Here is an 18,684-nt window from a genome sequence, read left to right on the forward strand (position 1 = left end):
GCCTTTACGGTCGAGGCTCAGGACCGGTACTCGGGGTTGGGGAAGTCGAACCGGGAACCGGCATCCCATTCCCGGCGCTGGTTGCCGTAGTCGGGGAAGCCGCCCGCGTCCTTGAGGAGCCGGGCGAGGTGGAGGAGGTTCCACGTGAGGAAGGTGGTGTTCCTGTTGGTGAACTCGTTGTCGAACCCGACGCGCCGGCCGTCGCCGACGTCATCCCCGTAGCTGGGGCCCGGTCCGGCCTCGCCGATCCAGCCGGCGTCCGCCTGCGGCGGAACCGCATAGCCGATGTGCTGCAGGCTGTAGAGGATGTTCGACGCGCAGTGCTTGATCCCGTCCTCGTTGCCGGTGATGAGGCATCCGCCCACCCGGCCGTAGTAGAGCCATTGGCCCTTCTCGTTGAGCTCGCCCGAATGCGCGTACAGCCGTTCGATGATCTTCCGGGTCTCGCTGCTGTTGTCCCCGAGCCAGATCGGCCCGGCGATCACGAGGATGTCGGCGGCGAGCACCCGCGGGAACAGCTCGGGCCACGCATCCACGTCCCAGCCGTACTCACGCATGTCGGGATAGACGCCCGTCGCGATCGGGTGGTCGACAGCACGGAACTGATCGACCTGCACGCCGTTCGCGGACATGATCGACGCGCTGACGTCGATGAGCGACTGCGTGTGGCTGCGCCCGGGCGACCGTGTGAGCGTCGTGTTGATGAACAGCGCGCGCAGCCCGCTGAAGTCGGTGTCCGGGGAGTTCATGGCTCTCACCCTAGAGAGCAGGCATCGTAGCGTCTACAGACGCGTGGACGGCCGTGGTCTAACTGGCAGGAGCGGGTGTGGCTGAGGAGGGAGATGTTTCTGGCCTCTTCACAATGGTTCTTCGCTTAGACCACACGGTTCGAGGCCGCGGGCCCTGTTGTCGCGGTGGCCCCTTCCGCTCGTTGGATGGCGCGGTACACGGTGGAGCGAGCGACACCGAACAGCTTTTCCATGCGCATATCGTCAGCGCCTGAGACGCTCACGCGGTAACCTGCGTCGAAGATCGGGAGGGGGATCGATGACGGTATCGGAGCGCGGCCTCGCCGTCGCGCGGGCGACGACAAGGTTCCGCCGGCGGAGCATCGCGGCGAACCTCCTCGTCGCGATGGCTATGCTGGTGCTCCTGCTCATGGCCGCTGTCGACTGGTACCTCATCAGCCAGCTGAAATTCGTCACGCGGATGTTCATCCTCGCGGTGCTCGTCTTCGTCGGCTGGCTCCCCGTCGCTCTGGTCGTCACAGCCGTGTGCCTTCGGCCGTACTGGGTGACCTTCATCGCGCTCGGCGTCGTGGGTGCCGCGGTGCTCGCGACGCTCGTCGTCTTCTGGACCACCCCGGACGCGCCCTTTCCGTACCCCGAGATCTCGTGGCCGCGCCGCGGATCCTCGTGACGGCGACCACCGCGGCGGCTGTGCCCCCGTGCTCCGTCGTTGGCTCTACGCGGCAGCGGCAGCGCACACGGCTCGAACGTCGTCATGCGGATGCAAGTCGAGGATCGACACCACCTCATGGGGGCTCGGCCCATCGACGGTGAAGCGGAGGACATCATGTCCCCCGCGACGCACGACGTCGTAGTCCCCAGTGGCGAAGGGATCGTTCGCGTCCATCAGCACCCCTTCGCCACAGGTTACGACCGTATGGAAGAGGAGTCCTTCTCCTTCCAGGATGCTGTAGCTCCGGTGGTGCCAGCTCAGCGTTCGGACCACCACGCTGTACCCGGCCACTTCGAGCGGCCGATATTCGTTCACCGTGGCGAAGGCGGCCAGGAATACGAGCAGCCAGCCGGCGGGCAGGCTGACCAGAAGGAGAAGCACCGCGACCGTTCGCACCGACACGCGTAGCAGGCCTGGCTTCATCCGCCCGGCGAGGATGGTCGCTTGGAAGAGGGCGACGACCGCGACGGCCAACCCGACGAGCAGCAGCACCATCCCGACCTGCGATCCGTCAGCCACCCCTCCCAGGATGAGAACCTCGGGGGTGCTGAGATCGAACGCGACAAGGGCGGAGCCGGTTACTAGAAGCAGGACGCAGAGGGCGAGGGGACTCCATCGCAAAATCGATCGCCAGCGCACCCTGTCAGTCTCGCGTTATGAGCCGGTGAGCGCGTCGCCCCCGCGATGGACGCGCATAGTCCCCGAGGCGTATCGGCCTGAAAAAAACGAAACCCCCGCCGCCCGAAGGCAACGAGGGTTTCGTAGCGGCAGACGGTCGGCTCAGTTCTCAGGCGGTCCGTCAGAAGAGCGCCGCGGGAACCCATCCTGACCAGCGGAAACTCTCTCACGCCCGCCGGGCGGGAGTTCTTGCATCTAATGCAACTCCCGCGAGTTAACTGGCAGGGGCGGGTGTCAGCGAGGAGGGAGGTGATTCCCGTTGTGCGCGATGTATGGGCCCGGGGGAGCGTTCGAGCACCCTTCGTTGCTGCCTGGTACCCATTTCGGGGGTCATTTGTTGACCTCATCTGGGGGTGGGTAGACAGCGGGGTCCATACTCCCGCTTGGCTGAGTCATTCTCGATTCGGGGGAGTCTCTCGACCAGTCCTTTCCACGCCGTCGCGAGGTAGCGAACTTGCGATGACGTATGCCTGATTCGCGCTGGCGCGTGTTGCCTGCCGGGTCCCGCAGCCCGATCTACCCGTCGTGTTTGTGTTGGCAGGATTCTGATGCGCTCTGTGCTTGGTCGTAACTCTCGTTTGGCTCTTCTCTCGGCGGCGGCAGCTGTCGCTCTGGCGATTGCGACAGTGTCGCCCGCGCAGGGGGCGGTGGGGTTGGCATTGCCGACCGGTCCAAGCACTACGGGGCAGACGGGGGAGCGACCGGGTGCGACCCGGTGGTCGTTCGCGGTGACGGACCGGGTGTCGGCGTCCGTGGATGTGGGCACGGGCAACCTCCTGGTGACCACTCGCGGCCTGGATCTTCCGGGGATCGCCGGGTCGGTGCCCATCGGCGCGACCTATAACTCGTTGGCCGGTACCAGCGGGTCGACGTCGACGATTTTTGCGAACAACTGGTCCTATGGGTTTGCTGGGGCCGGGTCGTTGAGTGCGGTGACCGGGGGAGTGGTCTATACGGCAGGGGATGGCGGCACGTGGCTGTTCACCCCGGTGACCGGGTCGACGACGGCGTATACGTCACCGGCCGGGTTGAAGGCTGACCTGGTGGGCAGCGCGTCCGGGTACACGCTGACCCAGCGGGAGACGCAGCGTGTGGTGACCTTCGACACCAATGGGTGGCCGTTGTCGGTGAAGGACCGTAACGCGAACGCCACCCAGTTCTGCTACACCAGCAGCTCCTGTAGCACCGGCCCGAATACGGCCCCGCCGTTGTACTTGCTGTCGCCGGCCGGGGCGGGCACGGCGCCCAAGGCATCCCTGTCGTACAACTCGTCGACGCTGACCTTCGGGATCACGCAGGCGAACGGCTCCTCGACCCGGACGATTCAGTACATCAAGGACTCCAGCTCGAACGTGACCGACTTCGTCGACGCGACCGGGAAGACCACGAGCTTCACCTACACCTCGGGGAAGTTGACCAAGATCACCTCGCCCACCGGGGCAGTGACGAATTTCACCTACGACAGCAGCGGGAAGCTCGCCCAGGTGGATCAGCTGAACACGACCGCGGGCTCACCGGGAACGTCGACGACCCGGTTCGCTTACACGTCGGCCACGCAGACGTTGGTGGCCCAGCCGAACACGTCCACCTCGAGCGGGGTCTCCTCCGTCCCGCACATCACCTACGCCCTGAACGCCACTCAGCGAGTGACCTCCGTCATCGATGAGCAGAACCGGCAACGTGCCAAGACCTACACGGCGGACTTCGACACGCTCACCGCCACATCCGGCACCGGAACCAGTGCCGGGACCACCACGAACACGTGGGGCGCGAACAGTGGCCAATCGCTGACGCAGTCGCAGTCACCGGGCGGGGCAGCCGACCAGGCCGCCTACGGCAACACCACACCCGCGACGCAGTATTTGCCCTCCACCACCACCGACGACGCTGGCCGGACCAGCAGTTACACCTACAACGGCCCAGGAAACCCGCTCACCTCAGCTCAAGGCACCCCGACCGCCACCGCGACACTGACCGACAACAGCGACGGGACGGCCGCCACGGCGCTCGCCCCGGGGAACGGCAGCAATGTCACCAGCTACGGATACACCAACCACCAGCTGACCTCGATCACCCCGGTCACTGGCACCAGCCTGGGTGGCCGGACGATCACGTACGACGACTTCGGCCGGATCAAGACCGCGACCGATGGGCGCGGGAACACCACCACGTACGGGTACGACAAGAACGACCGGCTCACCTCGACCACGTTCTCCGACGGCACCCACTCGGTGGTGAACACCTACGACGACGCCGGGAGACTGAAGACCTCAGTGGACGCGAACGGGACGATCACCAACAGCTACGACCAGCTCGAGCGACTGATCTCCACCGTCAACACCGCCGGCGGCGGCACCATCGCCTACACCTACGACAAAGCCTCAAACCTGGCCACCACCACCGATGGGGTCGGCACCACCACCAACAGTTACGACACCTCCAACGCGCTGCTGAGCACTAAGTACCCGCACAGCGGCTCGTTCCAGTACCTCTACTACACGACCGATGACCAGGGCCGGCGGACGGACACCTACCTGCAGTCCGACGCTGCGAAGGTCAACTGGCAGGGCCACACCCACTACGACTACGACCCCTCCGGCCGTGTCACTCACGTGAAAGCCGAAACGGGGACCGCGCCGACCACGATCACGACCGTGTTCGACACCAGCTACTGCTACAACACCGGGTCTGCCGCCCCGACCTGCGCCACCGGGACCAGCACAGACCGGTCACAACTGCAGTGGGCCAAGGAAAACATGACCGGCGGGCTGACCACCAGCTACGCCTACGACCGCTCCGGGCGCATCCAAACGGTCACCCAAACCGGTGGCGCTAGCGCGAACGCCTGGAACTTCACCTACGACGCCCGCGGCAACCGCCTCACGGCCAACGTCACCGGCGCGACACCATCCACCCAGACGCTGACATACAACGCCGCCAACCAGATCACCACCACCGGATACACCTACGACGGGGCCGGCAACCTCACCGCCGCACCAGGCGCCACCTACACGTACAACGGGGCCCAGCAGATGACCCAAGCGGTCACCGCCGGGACCACCTCCACCTACACCTACACCGGAACCAGCCAGAACCAGGTCCTCACCGAAGTCGTCGGATCGACCACGTTCCAGATCACCTACGGCCGCACCGACAAACTCGGCCTCCCGATCATTGAGCAGTACAAGGTAGGCGGAGGACAGGGGTACCTGCTCAACGATCCGAAGACCGGGCAACCGGTGATGCTCACCACCTCCAGCGACCAAAACGGTCTCTATGTCACGGACGGCACCGGCAACCCCGTCGGACTGCTCACCTCCTTCAACACCAATGCGTTCGGATACGCCTACGACCCCTACGGCACCGCCCACCTGACCTCGGGAGGTAGCGGTGGCGGCACCAACCAGAACCCCTACCTCTTCAAAGGCGGCCTCCAAGATCGCGCCACTGGCCTCGTGAAGTTCGGGCTGCGCTGGTACAACCCCACCACCGGCACCTGGACCCAGCAGGACACGCTCGACGCGCCCCTCGACCCCGCCAACGCCAACCGGTATGCCTTTGTAGGCAGCGACCCCATCAATGGAAACGACCCCACAGGGAGGGCGTGGTATTGCATCGGGGGGCTACTCAGTTCAGCCCTTGGAGTTGCTGAAACGGCCCGAGAATTCGAGCAGGACGATCCATTCGCGATAGTGACCGGCGCCACCACTGCCATAGACATCGACATCACCCTGCACACTTGCTACGACGAGATCACCAACGATTATTAATAGCGTGACTCGATATTTCTTCTTCGCCGCCGCCGCCATACTGGCAGTCCTGGCCATTCTCTTCCTGACTACGGGAGCCACCCTGCAAGGCCTCGTGACGGGCGCGCTGGCTGTACTCACAATGCTCGGATCGCTCCGGCGTCGGCGCAAAGGGGAGAGATAGCTCCTAAGCGCTACTCAAAATCAGCAGGGCTCGGATTTGGGATATGGGGCGCGATCACGTGCTAGATCAGAGTGGACGCCCCAATCGAGGATTTCTGGGAGCGAAATGGTACGAGTAATTCTGGTGCTGGTTGCCGTCGTATTGTGGCTGCTGGGAGCATCACTTCTGATATTCGGCGGAGATGTGAGCGTGAAGATCGTTGGAGCGGTCATATTCGCCGCCGGGATCGCGGTTGGCCTGTGGGCGTTCCTCCGGGGGAAGGATCGCCAGGACGGTCCGACCGTATAGTGGGCTGCCGCGCAGACGCGACGGGTCATGGCGCGTCCAAACGGTCGCCCACTCCGGTGGTGCCAGCGCGAACACGTGGAACCTCACCGACGACGCAACTCCCGTGAGTTTGTCGCTGATAATGCACATTATGTCAGGTAGAAAGCTGGCAAACCCGCCCCGCCCCGTCTCTACGCTTCCCTCTTACGCCAATCGATGACCTCAAGACCGGGGTGAGCGTCGAGACGGAGCACCAGCTCTTCCGCTCCGCTCACCTTGGTGCCCAGCAGATCCCAGTCGGTCCAGACGAACCAGCTCCGGTCAACCGGCCAGAAGTTACTCGGCGTTGCTCGGAAGCGACCTCCGTTCACGTCCAACAGTTCAGGGATCTGCCGCAGCCGCACGCGATACATGTTGACGGAGTCGAAATCGTTCGCGGCCAGTCCGCCGTAGTACGCGATGCACTCCTGCTCGGCGCCGTCCACTGAGTGCGCGGCCAGCACATCCAGCAGTGCTTCGAGGTCTTCTGCGCCAAGAGACCCCTCGTTCGGCGGCTCGATGTTCGAGGGCCAACTCCTCCACGGGAACCAGCTGTCGTTCGGAGGAAACTCCTGCGTTCTCGGGTCGACTCCATGGTCAGCCAGCATCGGCCCCCACCGCAGGCGGTCCGCTTCCTCAGGTACCGGCGAGTAGCCCAGCCCGACGCCGGTGACCCACGCCCCCGCATCCAGATCGAGATCGCCTATGACGAGCGGTGGGATCTCCCCCGCCGCGATTGCCGCTTTGCGAACCTCGTCATGCGTCAGCGAACTATCAGCGTTCGTCCGGTACATCGCGTGGAGCACCCACCGAGAGGCTTGCCAGCCGACTTGATCGAAGCCCGTGTTCGCCTGCCACTGCGGCAGGCCGCGGAACCACCTTGTCTCGCGTCGCGCTTCTCTCCGCCGTAACTCACGCATGATCAGACCAGACTGGCTCGGCAGCCGATTTCGCGAAGCCGTGCAGCGGCCAGCGGAGTGAATTCTGACTCCCATGTCGGATTTCTCGACCAGATAGTTGCGTCGGGATCTGAGACATAGTCGGCCGGAGCCTGCGCCGTCACGAGGCTTGTGCCAAGCCGGATCTCCACCGTGGAAGCGGTGAAACGAACCGCTCCCTGCTGCCTGAAAAATGGATGAAGAGTGACGGTAGTCCTGCCGCCGAACGTGGTGGCCGTGGCTCCACCGAGCTCCCAGTTGTACCAGGCCCCTCTTGGCGTGGTTTCGCCCAGATCGAGACTGGAGACATCGGAGGCGACGATGAGAGCCGCGTCGTAGTTGGGAATGTTGCCCTGGGTCAGGATGACGCCCCGCCGACCGCGATGCACGACCAGGCGGACATCGTGGAGGAGATACTCCTCCAGGCTCGACGAGTCGGTCATGTCGACAGACGGAGCCCCGAGGTCCGCCCTCGTCACCACTTGAAGCTCATCACCAAAAGTACTCAAGACGCCGCTCTCCCTACTGACTGCGTGCACGTGAAGCTGGAAAGTTGAGCCAGCGCGTTCCAGGCGAGAGGTTCGCGGGTGTCCTCTCGTGCCCAGAAGTTATCAGCCGACCGAGGCCCGCTCCCCACAACTGGCCGGAATCGGGATGACCGAACTCCCCTGTCGCCGCACAAGCGTCGTTGAAGTACCCACCATCTAGGCTCGACGCGTGCCCCAATCCGAAAGCCTCCTCAGGCGAGCGCTGCACCTGCAGGTCGGCGACAGGGCTCGCTCAGAGCTTCGGGCGGCATTGCGCTCGGCTGAGGTTCTGCTCAATGCGCACGCAGAGACTTTGCTCGACCACGAAGCGTTCGAACGGCGGTCCCCCGAGGAAGTCAGGATCGTCGAGTGCAGCGTCGGGGATCTCGGCTTGGATGGCGGAGCGCCATTGCCCGACGTCTTCGCTGCCGCCCGCGAGCACGGGCTTGCGCTGTGTCCCGCCGATACGGCCCCCTACCTGCGGCTCGCGATGCTCCAGCAGGCGAATGCCCCCGATGCGGTGCTCTCGGCCGGCCGCTCCCCCGCTGGTGCGATCAAAGTCGCTACGCCGCCGTTGACCGCCGACGTGGAGTTTCCGAAAGGCTTCTATTTGCGGGCGGTCGATGGGCAGCAATGGCTCCGCGGTTACCGGTGCGACGACGAGTACCAATTCTCTCCGGACGATCGATTCGTGTTCCGGCTGCCCGACGACTGAGAAGACAGGCGGCAGCGAGGAGCGTGCCCGAGAGCGGCCGCCGACAATCCGACGGCGTGCGGCCTCGGTCAGTGGAACACGCTCCAATCAGTGAGGTCCAACTCGAGCTCCGTGCCGTCGTCGAGGCGGAGACGCCAGGTGCGCTCGTCGCCCTCGAGGTACTCTCCGCGAACCGTCTCCATGACCCGCCGGCCACTGGGTTCCACACGCCACCGGAGCATCACTACGTGCTCGTGACGGCGCGGCGGATTCGGCGGATGCACATGGTTGTCGTCGGCCACGTGGAGCCACCCTTCGCTGTCGTCTCGCTCCCCCAAGTCTGCTCAGGATCGCGCTGGACGGAAAAGGCAGCAAAATATGCCCTTGTCGACACTCCAGAGTCACGTCGCGCTCTGTACGCTAGCGCGATGGCTATGCGTGCGTTCGGGGTGAATTCCGTCTTGCTCGATGGCGAGGAGGACCTCGACCGCATCAAGGCGTACAACGCCTACATCGATAAAGTTCGACCTACGCTTCCGGCATCCGTACTCGCGCTCCTCGAGGTGAGCGTTCATGACGGCTCAGTCGTGGAGTGGATCGAAGCCGACGGTGTCATAGAACTGACCTTCATAGCCGACAACACGGTCGAGAGCCTCTCGCGCATCACACTGCGCTTCTTCGGTGCATTCGCGGTGGCAAACGATCGGGACGACATCGCCACTCTGAGACTGCTGGATGGTCACACCGAGCTGCTCTCCAACGAATTCGACGTGCTCGACAGCGGAGCCTTCCGCTATCAGATCCTGGTGACCCCTACAGGAGAGCTGGCCATCACTTTCACCGATGTCGAAATCCATCGGAGCCAAGCGACCACGGAGGAGTACGACGCATTAGGGCGGCGACCGAACACAGGTCGATGGGGTCGGTGGGTCGACGCATGGCTCGCCGACGAGCTGCCGCTACACCGCGCAGCTCAGTTCGGGGACACTGATGAGATCACCAGACTGCTCGGCATCCCTACCCCGGTGGACGAAGAGGATCCGGATGACCGGTCGACGGCGCTGCACGCCGCGGCGAGGCGTGCGCAGGTCGAATCGATGAGGCTGCTCCTGGATGCCGGCGCCGACATCGATCATCTGGACATGCTCGGCAGGACTGCGCTGGCCATCGCCGCCACCGAACAAGATGACCGTGGGTTCGCTTTTCTGCTCGATGCTGGGGCCGACGTGAATGCTGGCAGCGGGACTACCGCTCTCATGGAGACCGCAGTTGCCGGCAGCCTGGCGACTCTTCGAAGGTTGCTCGGCGCGGGCGCGGCGGTCGACGTCCAGGACGACGACGGATGGACGGCGCTGATGCACGCCGCCGACGCCGACCGTGACGACGCGATTCGCATTTTGATCGAGGCCGGTGCCGACCCGACTATCCGTTCTGAGGACGGCTCCACCGCGGCGGACATTGCGCTCACTCGCAACCGGCCCGATATGGCCGAGCTTCTATGGTCGAACGGACAGCGCTGAACCGCGATCCGATGCAAACAGCGCAGCCGGTCCGAGCAGGGCCGCAACAGCGATCCCCGCGGACGCGGATCAGCTCGACCGCGCCATCCGCGCCAGCGCCAGTCCGACCGCTGACACCAGCGGAGCCGCGGCGATGACCAGCGCGACCGGATTCGGGCGGAACGTCGGTCCGTGGGGCCCGCCGATGTAGGCGCCGATCGGTATCGTGTAGCCGCCACCGCCACCGCCGCTTCCCTCGCCGCGCGAGGCGCCGTCCGCATCGTCACCAGATCCCTCGCCTCCCCCGAAGCCGAATGCGACGATCGCGACGGGAAGGATGTCGTGTCCGTCGAGCGTGGTCTTCTCGCCGTACGCGAGGCGCGCACCCCAGGAGGGCACGGAGTCAGCCAGTCTCTCAATGAGGTTCGTCATGGCAGAACGGTACGCGCGTCGTCGCCCAGCGACCATACAGTCGCCCAGTCGGTTCTCGGGCTCCCTCTAGAAACGCCCACCCTGACCGCCCGCAGGCTCATCGTTCCAGGGAACAGGAGTCGTCGTGCCTAGAGCCCAGTCCCGGCGCAAGATCGCGTACGCAACCGAGGCAAGCTTGCGGCCATCGGCGGTAGGCCACGCCTCGCGATAATGCGCCTCCTTGACCCATCCGCACCGGAGAAAGGTGCGGCGCATGGGGATGTTGTCTTCTCTGGTCTGGCCCTCGAACCGAACCACCGCGGGCATCGAAGTGAACACGAGCTCGGTCGCCGCGCGGAGAGCAGAAGTGCCGATGCCGCGACCGCGTAGAGAATCGGCGATGCGAAGATCGAGAAGGGGCGTCGGATCGGCAAGATCGTGCAGTCGCAACAACCCCACCCTCTCCCCCGCCTCAGCCGAGATCCAGAAACTTGCGTGGTCGTCGTCACCATACGAGCCGGCTTCGATAGCTGTCTCCACCTGGTCCGCTGTCGGTCGTGCCACGACATGAAACGGGAAGGTGTTCCCAGTCAGGAATGCGACGAGGGCGTCGTGATCGTTTGCACGAGCGTCCAGGGGGCGTAGCGAGACTTCCACAAGCCCGCACCCTAGTCGATCAGGAGAGTGCGTTACCGAAGTGGGCTGTCAGGTCTGCCCTCGTCACTCCCCCGGGCGTACCGGATGCTGGCCTCGATCAGCTCGAGCACCACCGCCAGTTCTGCCGCGTCGCGGGGGCCGAAGATGAGCAGCTCGGTCCCGAAGTCGCCGTACTGGTGCGGAATGCCCCACCCGTTGGCGCAGACCTGGCGTCCCTGCACGGGTGGGAGCACTAGATGCAGGCTGGTGTCCTGAACGCCGTGCAGGTGGACGGGCTCGACCGGCGCACCGGGGGCGAGAGTGGCCGACGGAACCGCCGGGGTGTCGCGGTCATAGACGATCAGAGCGCGCGAATCGGCCGGCGAGACGGCGCTACGGCCCTCGCTCACGCCAGGGAGGCGAGTAGCCTCGTAGACCAGCCTCCCCCACAGTTCGGGCGGAGATTTCTGGTCGAGCTGACGCTGTGGTCCTTCCGTACTGACCTCCGGTCGCGTGCCGCGCCGGCTGCTTCGGGTGGCGATGGACATGATGGTCCCCTTTCACGCTCCGCCGACGAGAGTCAGCAGTTCCGGATCCAACCATTCGATGCTGCCCACCGAGCCGACCCGCCACCACACCTGAACGATCCGCGAGGGATCACGAGTTACATCCACGCGAAGCACGAGCCCGTTCCTCTTGCAGCCATCGACCCGATCCACCCGCATGCCTGCGGAGAACGCCTCCGCCAGGCCACTGCTCGCGAGCCCGCGCGGCACCGGGCGCGCCTCCGTGTCCCGATGCTGCGTCGCGGCCGCGAACCATCGAGATCGCAGCACCATCGCAGCGATCTCATCAGCGTCATCCCCGAGACTCAACCCTGCTCCTGCCGCGTCGAGCAGAACAAGCATCAAGCCCGATTGTCCGCCCTCCCAGCACTCGAACGGCGGTTGCGTACCGTGCGAACTCGTGTCGCTATCGATTCTGTCCATTCTGAAGTCCTCCCCCTCATCCGGATCTCGCATAGGCATCGCCGGGACGCGGGATGCCCACTCATATAGACAGACGCGTCTACCGACGAAACGTGACGGGATCCGTCCCTGTCCGACTCACAATGCGTCGGCACTCGCCGCCGCCCAGAAATCGGCCATGCAAACGGTACGATTTTTGAGGACCGCGTCATGATCGCCCGAGAGTCACGTCCACCTGAGTAAGCGTCGTTTCCTGCGGCGCTTCGGGTGGTGGATATTGTCCGCGCTGGCTGGCCACGCTGGTGACCTTTCAGGTCGTGGACGCATGTCCGCTCCGTTCACAGGCGAACGGAAAGGGTTGCGATGACTACAACAACGAGGTGGGAGTCGAGACACGGGCGTGCCCCGGAGTCGGTTCGATGCTGGTGCTGGTCGCGCTGGCCGTGGCATTCGGATCCCTCGCTCCATGGTGGGTGTGGCCGGCCTTGGTCGTCCTTGAGGGAATAGTTTTCGTGGTCCTGGGGACCATCTGGCCGGCCGGGACGCACTCACTAGACAATCTCAGGAGTGACGTGGGAGTAGCCAATCCAGCTGCACCTTCTCGCGTTCAGCGTCGGCAGCCGTGGCGACCGCTCGGACGTCACGGCCTTCCACTGAGGCGCTTGCGACGACCTCCGGTACCGCGCATGTGAGCAAGCCTCAGGTATCTCTAGCCGACCGCCTGCGCGCGATGGAACACTCGCACCAGCAGCACTCCCCCGGACCGCTCGGAAGGACGCACCATGTCGCTCGCACACCTCGGTCTCGGCTACCGCCTCCCGCGCACGCAGTTCGTGATCGATCTGGTCCGGAGGACCACCGTCGTGACGGACGATCACGGCCTGTCGTGGCCGTCGCCGGTGGTCGACGTCACGATAGCGCCGTCGACCGTCGAAGACCCGGAGTCGCAGCAGGTCCTGCTCCTGGACGAAGGCGCACTCGAGGATCTGTCCCTTACGATCCAGCTCGACGATCGCGGTTTCATCACGTCGGTCAACAGTGAGGCGGGGCGCGATCTCAGCCCGGTCATCGACCTCATCGGGAAGGCCGTCGGCCTGGCGGCGACGATCATCACGACGGTCGGGATCATCGAAGGGCCGTTGCCCCCTCCCCGGTCTCTCGATGAGCAGTGGGAGGACGCGCACCCGCGGTTGGCCGCACTGCGCGACGCCCTGGCCGCGAAGTGCGACCAGCTGTTCACGGCCCTGACGACGACGGATGCGCCCGCCGAGCTGTCGGCCATCGGAGCGGCGCTCGACGTGGTCCAGTCTCAGCTCGCCTCCATCAGCGAAGCCCGGCGAGGGTGGCTTGCCGGGCGTGCATCCCCGGAGTCGGCGGAGTCGCTGACCATCGGGAGCAGCGAGTTGTTCCCGGTCGACGGCCGGTATCTCCACCCGCAACTGCAGGGCGACCCGTCCTGGAGCGTGCGCGGCGTGGATGTCGCCGGTGAGTTCGGAGCGATCGTCGCCCTGGCGCAGGATGCGGTGCCCGGCGCGGATACGGCCGCCGACATCACGACCGGGACGGACGTGCTCGTTCTGCGTCGGCCCCGCCCCGCTGTCGTGGGCGTCTACCTCCTTCATGTCGACACCAAGACGCACGAGCGCACGTGGCGCCTCGACCCTGGATCCGAGCGGCACATCGACATCGTCGACGAGCGGTCTCCGCTGGATCACCTCTCCCTGAACGGCAAGTGGCTCCACAAGGAGAAGTTCGAACTCTCGTACCACCCGGACATGTCGCTGAAGACGTTCGGCTTCAGCTCCACGTCCAGCGCGTCGGCGATCGCGACCTCCACTGGAGGGCTGATGGACGCTGTGGCAGCCGCGCGGACCTCCATCGCCGCCGTTCCCTCGGCCGAGAAACGCCAGCTGGAGGCGGCGACGACACAGCTCGACCTGCTCAAGACGGCGAGCGAGTTCGAGGTCCTGTCGGCGACGCGAGCGCGAGCCGCCGAGGTTGCGGTGCTTGAGCAGAAGGCCAAGCTGGCCGCCGGCTGACCCTGAGACGTTCCGAAGGGTTTTCGCGGTCGGATGGCAGCCGCTCGATTCCCACGCGGACCGGAGCGGGGATGAGGATGGAGAGGCCGCCCACCCGTCAGGAGCCACCACGCCGCCACTCGCCGTCTTCCTCGGAACCTGGTCGTTCGATCCGGCCGCCGCGGCCCTGCTGGTAGCCGCAGCCGCCCTGTACGTGGCGGGCGTGATCCGGCTGCGGTCCCGCGGGCACCGCTGGCCGGTCCGCTTCACGCTCGGCTACCTCCTCCTCGGGCTCGGGTCGTACGCCGTCGTCTCCTTCGGGTTCCTCGGTGCCGAGAGCAGCGACCTCCGCTGGGCCTTCACCACACGGATCGCACTGCTGCTCTTCGTGGTGCCCGGCCTGGTCAGCCTCGGCCGCCCGATCGCGCTCGCGCGCGTGGCACTCGGGCCGGCGGGCCGACACCGCGTCGACCGGGTCACCCGATCCTGGCCCGCCCGGGTGATCGGGAACGCGATCTTCGCGCCGGCATTCGCCTGCGCGGTCTTCCTCGTCTTCCTGACGCCGGTCGCGGCGATCCTGCGCGACTCCCCCGCGTCCGAGTGGTCGATCTCGGTGCTGACTCCGCTGTGCGGGCTCCTGCTGGTGCTCCCGATCGCGGCGCACTCGGTTGTCCGGACGGCCTTCTTCATCACCGTGGAGTTCCTGCTCGCGTTCGTCGAGCTCCTGCTGGACGCCATCCCCGGACTGTTGCTGCGACTGAACGACGGCATCCTGGACCACGCTCCCGCGATCATGGGCCGACTCCCCCTCTGGTTCCCGTCTCCCCTTCACGACCAGCACCTGTCGGGCGACTTCCTCTGGTTCATCGCCGAGATCGCCGACGTGCCGGTGCTCGTGTTCCTCTTCGTCCGATGGATGCGGCTGGATCGGCGCGAGGGACAGCGGCTGGACGACCTGTCGGATGAGGAGCTGGACGAGCTGACCCGCCAGCACCTCCGTCAGCAGGGCTGAGAATCTCTCCGAAAATTCTTTGTATTCGGTGTTGCTAAGTACCGGTACTCAGTGTTACTTTCTACTGGTAGTCAACAACACTGAGTAGGAGGTGACCCGATGGGCAACCAGATGACGGAGATGCTGAAGGGCACTCTCGAGGGAATGGTGCTGGCGATCCTCGACGGCCGCCCCGCATACGGATACGAGATCACGTCGCGACTGCGCGACCAGGGCTTCACCGACCTCGTCGAGGGCACGGTGTATGCGCTCCTCGTTCGGATCGAACAGCGCGGGTTCGTCGACGTCGAGAAGGTGCCGAGCGAGAAAGGCCCGCCGCGCAAGGTGTTCTCCCTGAACGACCAGGGTCGCGACCAGCTTGCGGAGTTCTGGAAGACGTGGGGCTTCCTCTCCGAGCGGATCGAACAACTCCACCACACCGACACGAACAGCACCACCACGCGCAACAACGACGAAGGGAATGATTGATCATGGCAGCGAAGTGGATCGAGACGATCACCGGGTCGCTCGAGCAGAAGAAGCAGTACCGGCAGTACGTGGCACGCATCGACGCGCTCCCCGAGCCCTATCGGGCCTCGGCTAAGGCGTTCCACCGCTACTTCATGTACCAGGGCGGCCTGGTCGACGGGGACGTGCTCGTCACGATGCTCGGCGACTTCGCCGACCTGTGGGAGCGGGCTGCAACCGACGGCACGCCGATCCGCGAGATCGTCGGGGACGACCCGGCCGAGTTCGCGGAGACGTTCGCCGAGGCATACACGGGCAAACGGTGGATCGACAAGGAGCGCGAGCGCCTCGCCACGTCGATCGACGCCGCCGTCGAGGAGGAGACGAAGGAGAAGCGATCATGAGCACCGCCACGCTCGACCCGGCCATCCGGGTGCAGGGCATCACCAAATCGTTCAAGGCGCTGGAGGTGCTGCGGGGCGTCGACTTCGAGGTCGCGCCCGGCACGATCTTCGCCCTCCTCGGCTCCAACGGCGCAGGCAAGACGACGCTGGTACGCATCCTCGCGACCCTGCTGAAGGCCGATGGCGGTACCGCCAACGTCCACGGGTACGACGTCGCCTCCGCCCCGGCCGAGGTCCGCGGCTCGCTGAGCCTGACCGGTCAGTTCGCGGCGGTCGACGAGGTGCTCACGGGACGGGAGAACCTCATCCTGGTGGCGAAGCTGCGCCACCTGAAGAACCCGGGTGACATCGCCGACCGGATGCTGGCCACTTTCGCGCTCAGCGACGCGGGCGACCGCAAGGCGGGCACGTACTCGGGTGGGATGCGACGCCGGCTCGACATCGCGATGAGCCTGATCGGCGAACCGCCGGTCATCTTCCTCGACGAGCCGACCACCGGTCTCGACCCCCAGGCGCGCATCGAGGTCTGGGACACGGTGAAGCAGCTGGCTGCCACCGGCACGACCGTGCTCCTCACCACCCAGTACCTCGACGAAGCCGAGCAGCTGGCGGACCGCATCGCGATCCTCCACAAGGGCACCATCATCCAGAACGGCACCCTCGCCGAGCTGAAGAAGCTCCTCCCGTCGGCGACCGTCGAGTACGTCGAGAAGCAGCCGACGCTCGAAGAGGTCTTCCTCGCCCTGGTGGGCGACGCCGCCAGCAACGACAACAGCGGCGACAGCAGCGCAGAATCAGAAAGGGAACTCCGATGAGCACCTACGCCCTCAGCGATACGCGGACCCTCACGGGCCGGTCGCTGCGCCACATCCTCCGCAGTCCGGACACGATCATCACCACGGCGGTCACACCGATCGCCCTGATGCTGCTCTTCGTCTACGTGCTCGGGGGCGCCATCCAGCTCGGGTCGAACGAGTCGTACATCGACTACATGCTTCCCGGGATCCTCCTCATCACCATCGCCTCGGGAATCGCGTACACGTCGTACCGGCTGTTCCTCGACCTCCAGGGCGGCATCTTCGAGCGCTTCCAGTCGATGCCGATCGCCCGGTCGTCGGTGCTGTGGGCCCACGTGCTCACGTCGCTCGTCGCGAACGTCGTCTCGGTCGCTCTGGTGATCGGGGTGGCGCTGATCATGGGGTTCCGGACCGGTGCGTCGGTCGGCGTCTGGCTCGCTGTCGCGGGCATCCTGATCCTGTTCACCCTCGCGCTGACCTGGATCGCGGTGATCGCGGGGCTGTCGGCGAAGACGGTGGATGGCGCGAGCGCCTTCAGCTACCCGCTAATCTTCCTGCCGTTCATCAGCTCCGCGTTCGTGCCGACCGACTCCATGCCGGCGCCGGTCGCCTGGTTCGCGGAGAACCAGCCGGTGACCTCGATCGTGGACACCATCCGGGCACTGTTCGCCGGGCAGCCTGTCGGCACGGACATCTGGGTCGCTCTGGCCTGGCTGGTCGGCATCCTGGTGGTCGCGTACGCATTCGCGATCGCGAAGTACCGCCGCAAGTTCAACTGAACCGGCCATTGACGCCCGTCTCCCCGGAGGCGGGCGTCGTGGCGTTGCCGGAACCGTCGCGGGTTCAGCCGGCCGGTTCCCACAGCTCGATGGGCAGTCCTTCGGGGTCATGGATGCGCGCGAACCGCCCGTACTCCCCCTCCCACTCGGGACGCCGCTCGACTGGGACGCCCGCCGCCTCCAGCGCCGAGGTCAGGTCATCGAGGCCCGACACCCGCAGGTTCAGCATGAACGGCTGGTCGGCGGCGAAGTAGTCGGAGTCGGCCTCGAACGGGGCGAACACGGTCATGCCGGAGTCCTGCATCCACACCCGGTCCTGACCCGCGTCGATGCCGAGGTGCTCCCGGTACCAGGCCGCGCGTCCGTTCGGGTCGCGGCTGCGGAAGAACAGCCCGCCGATGCCTGTCACCGTCATGTCATCCTCCTGATTCGCTGCCAGTCCGTCGCGCAGTGCGCGTGTTCCATTCTTGCGTCGTCCGGGGCGGTTCGCGCGACCGCTCGTCGACGGGCCCCGTCAACTGTTGACGGTTTCTGTCCGCGAAATTGAGGACACGGCTCCGGTCGCCTAGCGTTGTCCTGGCCCGGGGATGCCGAACCAGACGCGGATACGAATTCTTAAGCGAAGACGTCTCAACCCGACGCGAACGGAACGGCATCCCGGGGGAACCACCTACCCCGCGCTGTGGTCCACCAGCGGCTGCACCTGGATCCCGCTGTGGTCGTGGCGGGCCTCCGCGAGGAGCGACGCGAGAGCCACTGCGGCCTCCCGATCGGGTGTATCGACGAGGTAGAAGCCGCCGACGACCTCCTTCGCCTCGGTGAACGGACCGTCTACGAAGATCGGCTCCCCGCTGTCCCCCCGTCGCACGGTGACGGCGCTGCTGGGGCCCTGCAACTCGCCGGACGCACGGATCGCCTCGCCGGCCCGCCGCTGGAACTCGGCGTGGGCGCTGTCGATCTCCGCCCGCTCGGTGTCCGTCATCGCGTCCCAGCGTGCCGGGTCGCCCTGGATCAGGATCATGAACTCGCTCATCTGCACTGCCTCCTGTCGTCGAGGATCATCTCCTGTCCACACGTCGAATGGAAGCGTTCCCGATCGACACCCTCGGCGCCGCGCGGGGCGCGATTTGCGCAAAATCGCGGCTCTGGCCCCGTCATAACCACGATTTGCGCCAA

The 18,684-nt window shown here is 65.6% G+C and carries 21 protein-coding genes; 10 read left to right on the forward strand and 11 right to left on the reverse strand.

All coding sequences use genetic code 11. The features are described 5' to 3' along the window. Positions 1-17 precede the first annotated feature (17 nt). Complete coding sequence (locus P3F85_RS07150; RefSeq protein ID WP_374010548.1) at positions 18-749, reverse strand: flavodoxin family protein; 732 nt, start codon at positions 747-749, stop codon at positions 18-20. A gap of 298 nt (positions 750-1,047) precedes the next feature. On the opposite strand from P3F85_RS07150, the gene P3F85_RS07155 reads away from it, so the two are divergent. Then, the gene (locus tag P3F85_RS07155; RefSeq protein WP_374010549.1) at positions 1,048-1,419 is read left to right on the forward strand and encodes a hypothetical protein; all 372 of its coding nucleotides are present in this window, start codon (positions 1,048-1,050) and stop codon (positions 1,417-1,419) included. A 45-nt stretch (positions 1,420-1,464) separates the two neighbouring features. Here the strand turns inward: P3F85_RS07155 and P3F85_RS07160 are convergent, their stop codons facing one another. Continuing rightward, positions 1,465-1,980: a hypothetical protein gene (locus P3F85_RS07160; RefSeq protein ID WP_374010550.1), complete on the reverse strand. Its 516-nt coding sequence runs from the start codon at positions 1,978-1,980 to the stop codon at positions 1,465-1,467. A gap of 887 nt (positions 1,981-2,867) precedes the next feature. Here P3F85_RS07160 and P3F85_RS07165 point away from each other — a divergent pair. Beyond that, complete coding sequence (locus P3F85_RS07165) at positions 2,868-5,909, forward strand: RHS repeat domain-containing protein (RefSeq protein WP_374010551.1); 3,042 nt, start codon at positions 2,868-2,870, stop codon at positions 5,907-5,909. 621 nt (positions 5,910-6,530) lie between these two features. Here the strand turns inward: P3F85_RS07165 and P3F85_RS07170 are convergent. Next, entirely contained in the window at positions 6,531-7,184 is a 654-nt protein-coding gene (locus P3F85_RS07170; protein WP_374010552.1) for a hypothetical protein, read from the reverse strand. 116 nt (positions 7,185-7,300) lie between these two features. After that, positions 7,301-7,759 (reverse strand): hypothetical protein, encoded by a 459-nt coding sequence (locus tag P3F85_RS07175; protein ID WP_374010553.1) that lies wholly within the window; start codon positions 7,757-7,759, stop codon positions 7,301-7,303. 274 nt (positions 7,760-8,033) lie between these two features. Here P3F85_RS07175 and P3F85_RS07180 point away from each other — a divergent pair, with 274 nt between their 5' ends. Next, entirely contained in the window at positions 8,034-8,558 is a 525-nt protein-coding gene (locus P3F85_RS07180; protein ID WP_374010554.1) for a hypothetical protein, read from the forward strand. 68 nt (positions 8,559-8,626) lie between these two features. Here P3F85_RS07180 and P3F85_RS07185 read toward each other — a convergent pair whose 3' ends face one another. Then, positions 8,627-8,839, reverse strand: a complete 213-nt coding sequence (locus tag P3F85_RS07185) for a hypothetical protein (protein WP_374010555.1) — start codon at positions 8,837-8,839, stop codon at positions 8,627-8,629. A 126-nt stretch (positions 8,840-8,965) separates the two neighbouring features. On the opposite strand from P3F85_RS07185, the gene P3F85_RS07190 reads away from it, so the two are divergent. Continuing rightward, on the forward strand, positions 8,966-10,057 hold the full coding sequence (locus tag P3F85_RS07190) for an ankyrin repeat domain-containing protein (RefSeq protein WP_374010556.1): 1,092 nt from the start codon (positions 8,966-8,968) through the stop codon (positions 10,055-10,057). 69 nt (positions 10,058-10,126) lie between these two features. Here P3F85_RS07190 and P3F85_RS07195 read toward each other — a convergent pair whose 3' ends face one another. From P3F85_RS07195 to P3F85_RS07210, 4 genes are all read right to left on the reverse strand, one after another. After that, entirely contained in the window at positions 10,127-10,468 is a 342-nt protein-coding gene (locus P3F85_RS07195; protein ID WP_374010557.1) for a hypothetical protein, read from the reverse strand. Positions 10,469-10,534: 66 nt separating this feature from the next. Further along, a complete protein-coding gene (locus tag P3F85_RS07200) occupies positions 10,535-11,104 on the reverse strand; it encodes a GNAT family N-acetyltransferase (protein ID WP_374010558.1) in 570 nt (189 codons plus the stop codon). Positions 11,105-11,136: 32 nt separating this feature from the next. After that, positions 11,137-11,493, reverse strand: coding sequence for a luciferase family protein (locus P3F85_RS07205; protein ID WP_374010559.1), 357 nt, complete (start codon positions 11,491-11,493; stop codon positions 11,137-11,139). A 150-nt stretch (positions 11,494-11,643) separates the two neighbouring features. Further along, a complete protein-coding gene (locus P3F85_RS07210; RefSeq protein ID WP_374010560.1) occupies positions 11,644-12,072 on the reverse strand; it encodes a hypothetical protein in 429 nt (142 codons plus the stop codon). A gap of 761 nt (positions 12,073-12,833) precedes the next feature. On the opposite strand from P3F85_RS07210, the gene P3F85_RS07215 reads away from it, so the two are divergent. From P3F85_RS07215 to P3F85_RS07240, 6 genes are all read left to right on the forward strand, one after another. Further along, positions 12,834-14,090, forward strand: a complete 1,257-nt coding sequence (locus P3F85_RS07215; RefSeq protein ID WP_374010561.1) for a hypothetical protein — start codon at positions 12,834-12,836, stop codon at positions 14,088-14,090. Then, positions 14,059-15,081: a cytochrome c oxidase assembly protein gene (locus P3F85_RS07220; protein ID WP_374010562.1), complete on the forward strand. Its 1,023-nt coding sequence runs from the start codon at positions 14,059-14,061 to the stop codon at positions 15,079-15,081. The genes P3F85_RS07215 and P3F85_RS07220 overlap by 32 nt, the downstream gene beginning before the upstream one ends. 99 nt (positions 15,082-15,180) lie before the next feature. Beyond that, entirely contained in the window at positions 15,181-15,549 is a 369-nt protein-coding gene (locus P3F85_RS07225; RefSeq protein WP_374010563.1) for a PadR family transcriptional regulator, read from the forward strand. A 2-nt stretch (positions 15,550-15,551) separates the two neighbouring features. Then, on the forward strand, positions 15,552-15,932 hold the full coding sequence (locus tag P3F85_RS07230; RefSeq protein ID WP_374010564.1) for a DUF1048 domain-containing protein: 381 nt from the start codon (positions 15,552-15,554) through the stop codon (positions 15,930-15,932). Next, positions 15,929-16,747 (forward strand): ABC transporter ATP-binding protein, encoded by an 819-nt coding sequence (locus P3F85_RS07235; protein WP_374010565.1) that lies wholly within the window; start codon positions 15,929-15,931, stop codon positions 16,745-16,747. Before P3F85_RS07230 ends, P3F85_RS07235 begins: the two co-directional genes overlap by 4 nt. Beyond that, positions 16,744-17,508 (forward strand): ABC transporter permease, encoded by a 765-nt coding sequence (locus P3F85_RS07240; protein ID WP_374010566.1) that lies wholly within the window; start codon positions 16,744-16,746, stop codon positions 17,506-17,508. Before P3F85_RS07235 ends, P3F85_RS07240 begins: the two co-directional genes overlap by 4 nt. Positions 17,509-17,572: 64 nt before the next feature. On the opposite strand, the gene P3F85_RS07245 is transcribed toward P3F85_RS07240, so the two are convergent. Together P3F85_RS07245 and P3F85_RS07250 are read right to left on the reverse strand one after the other, a co-directional pair. Beyond that, on the reverse strand, positions 17,573-17,923 hold the full coding sequence (locus P3F85_RS07245) for a VOC family protein (protein ID WP_374010567.1): 351 nt from the start codon (positions 17,921-17,923) through the stop codon (positions 17,573-17,575). 255 nt (positions 17,924-18,178) lie between these two features. Then, the gene (locus P3F85_RS07250; protein WP_374010568.1) at positions 18,179-18,541 is read right to left on the reverse strand and encodes a YciI family protein; all 363 of its coding nucleotides are present in this window, start codon (positions 18,539-18,541) and stop codon (positions 18,179-18,181) included. Between the last annotated feature and the right edge of the window lie 143 nt (positions 18,542-18,684).

The sequence above is a fragment of the Leifsonia sp. T36S-04 genome, assembly GCF_042465655.1.
In the GTDB taxonomy this organism is placed as follows: Bacteria; Actinomycetota; Actinomycetes; order Actinomycetales; family Microbacteriaceae; genus Leifsonia.

Coding starts and splice junctions, on each gene's coding strand:
- P3F85_RS07150 (WP_374010548.1), bottom strand. CDS start 749: ATGAACTCCCCGGACACCGACTTCAGCGGGCTGCGCGCGCTGTTCATC.
- P3F85_RS07155 (WP_374010549.1), top strand. CDS start 1,048: ATGACGGTATCGGAGCGCGGCCTCGCCGTCGCGCGGGCGACGACAAGG.
- P3F85_RS07175 (WP_374010553.1), bottom strand. CDS start 7,759: ATGACCGACTCGTCGAGCCTGGAGGAGTATCTCCTCCACGATGTCCGC.
- P3F85_RS07190 (WP_374010556.1), top strand. CDS start 8,966: ATGGCTATGCGTGCGTTCGGGGTGAATTCCGTCTTGCTCGATGGCGAG.
- P3F85_RS07195 (WP_374010557.1), bottom strand. CDS start 10,468: ATGACGAACCTCATTGAGAGACTGGCTGACTCCGTGCCCTCCTGGGGT.
- P3F85_RS07210 (WP_374010560.1), bottom strand. CDS start 12,072: ATGGACAGAATCGATAGCGACACGAGTTCGCACGGTACGCAACCGCCG.
- P3F85_RS07215 (WP_374010561.1), top strand. CDS start 12,834: ATGTCGCTCGCACACCTCGGTCTCGGCTACCGCCTCCCGCGCACGCAG.
- P3F85_RS07225 (WP_374010563.1), top strand. CDS start 15,181: ATGGGCAACCAGATGACGGAGATGCTGAAGGGCACTCTCGAGGGAATG.
- P3F85_RS07230 (WP_374010564.1), top strand. CDS start 15,552: ATGGCAGCGAAGTGGATCGAGACGATCACCGGGTCGCTCGAGCAGAAG.
- P3F85_RS07235 (WP_374010565.1), top strand. CDS start 15,929: ATGAGCACCGCCACGCTCGACCCGGCCATCCGGGTGCAGGGCATCACC.
- P3F85_RS07240 (WP_374010566.1), top strand. CDS start 16,744: ATGAGCACCTACGCCCTCAGCGATACGCGGACCCTCACGGGCCGGTCG.
- P3F85_RS07245 (WP_374010567.1), bottom strand. CDS start 17,923: ATGACGGTGACAGGCATCGGCGGGCTGTTCTTCCGCAGCCGCGACCCG.
- P3F85_RS07250 (WP_374010568.1), bottom strand. CDS start 18,541: ATGAGCGAGTTCATGATCCTGATCCAGGGCGACCCGGCACGCTGGGAC.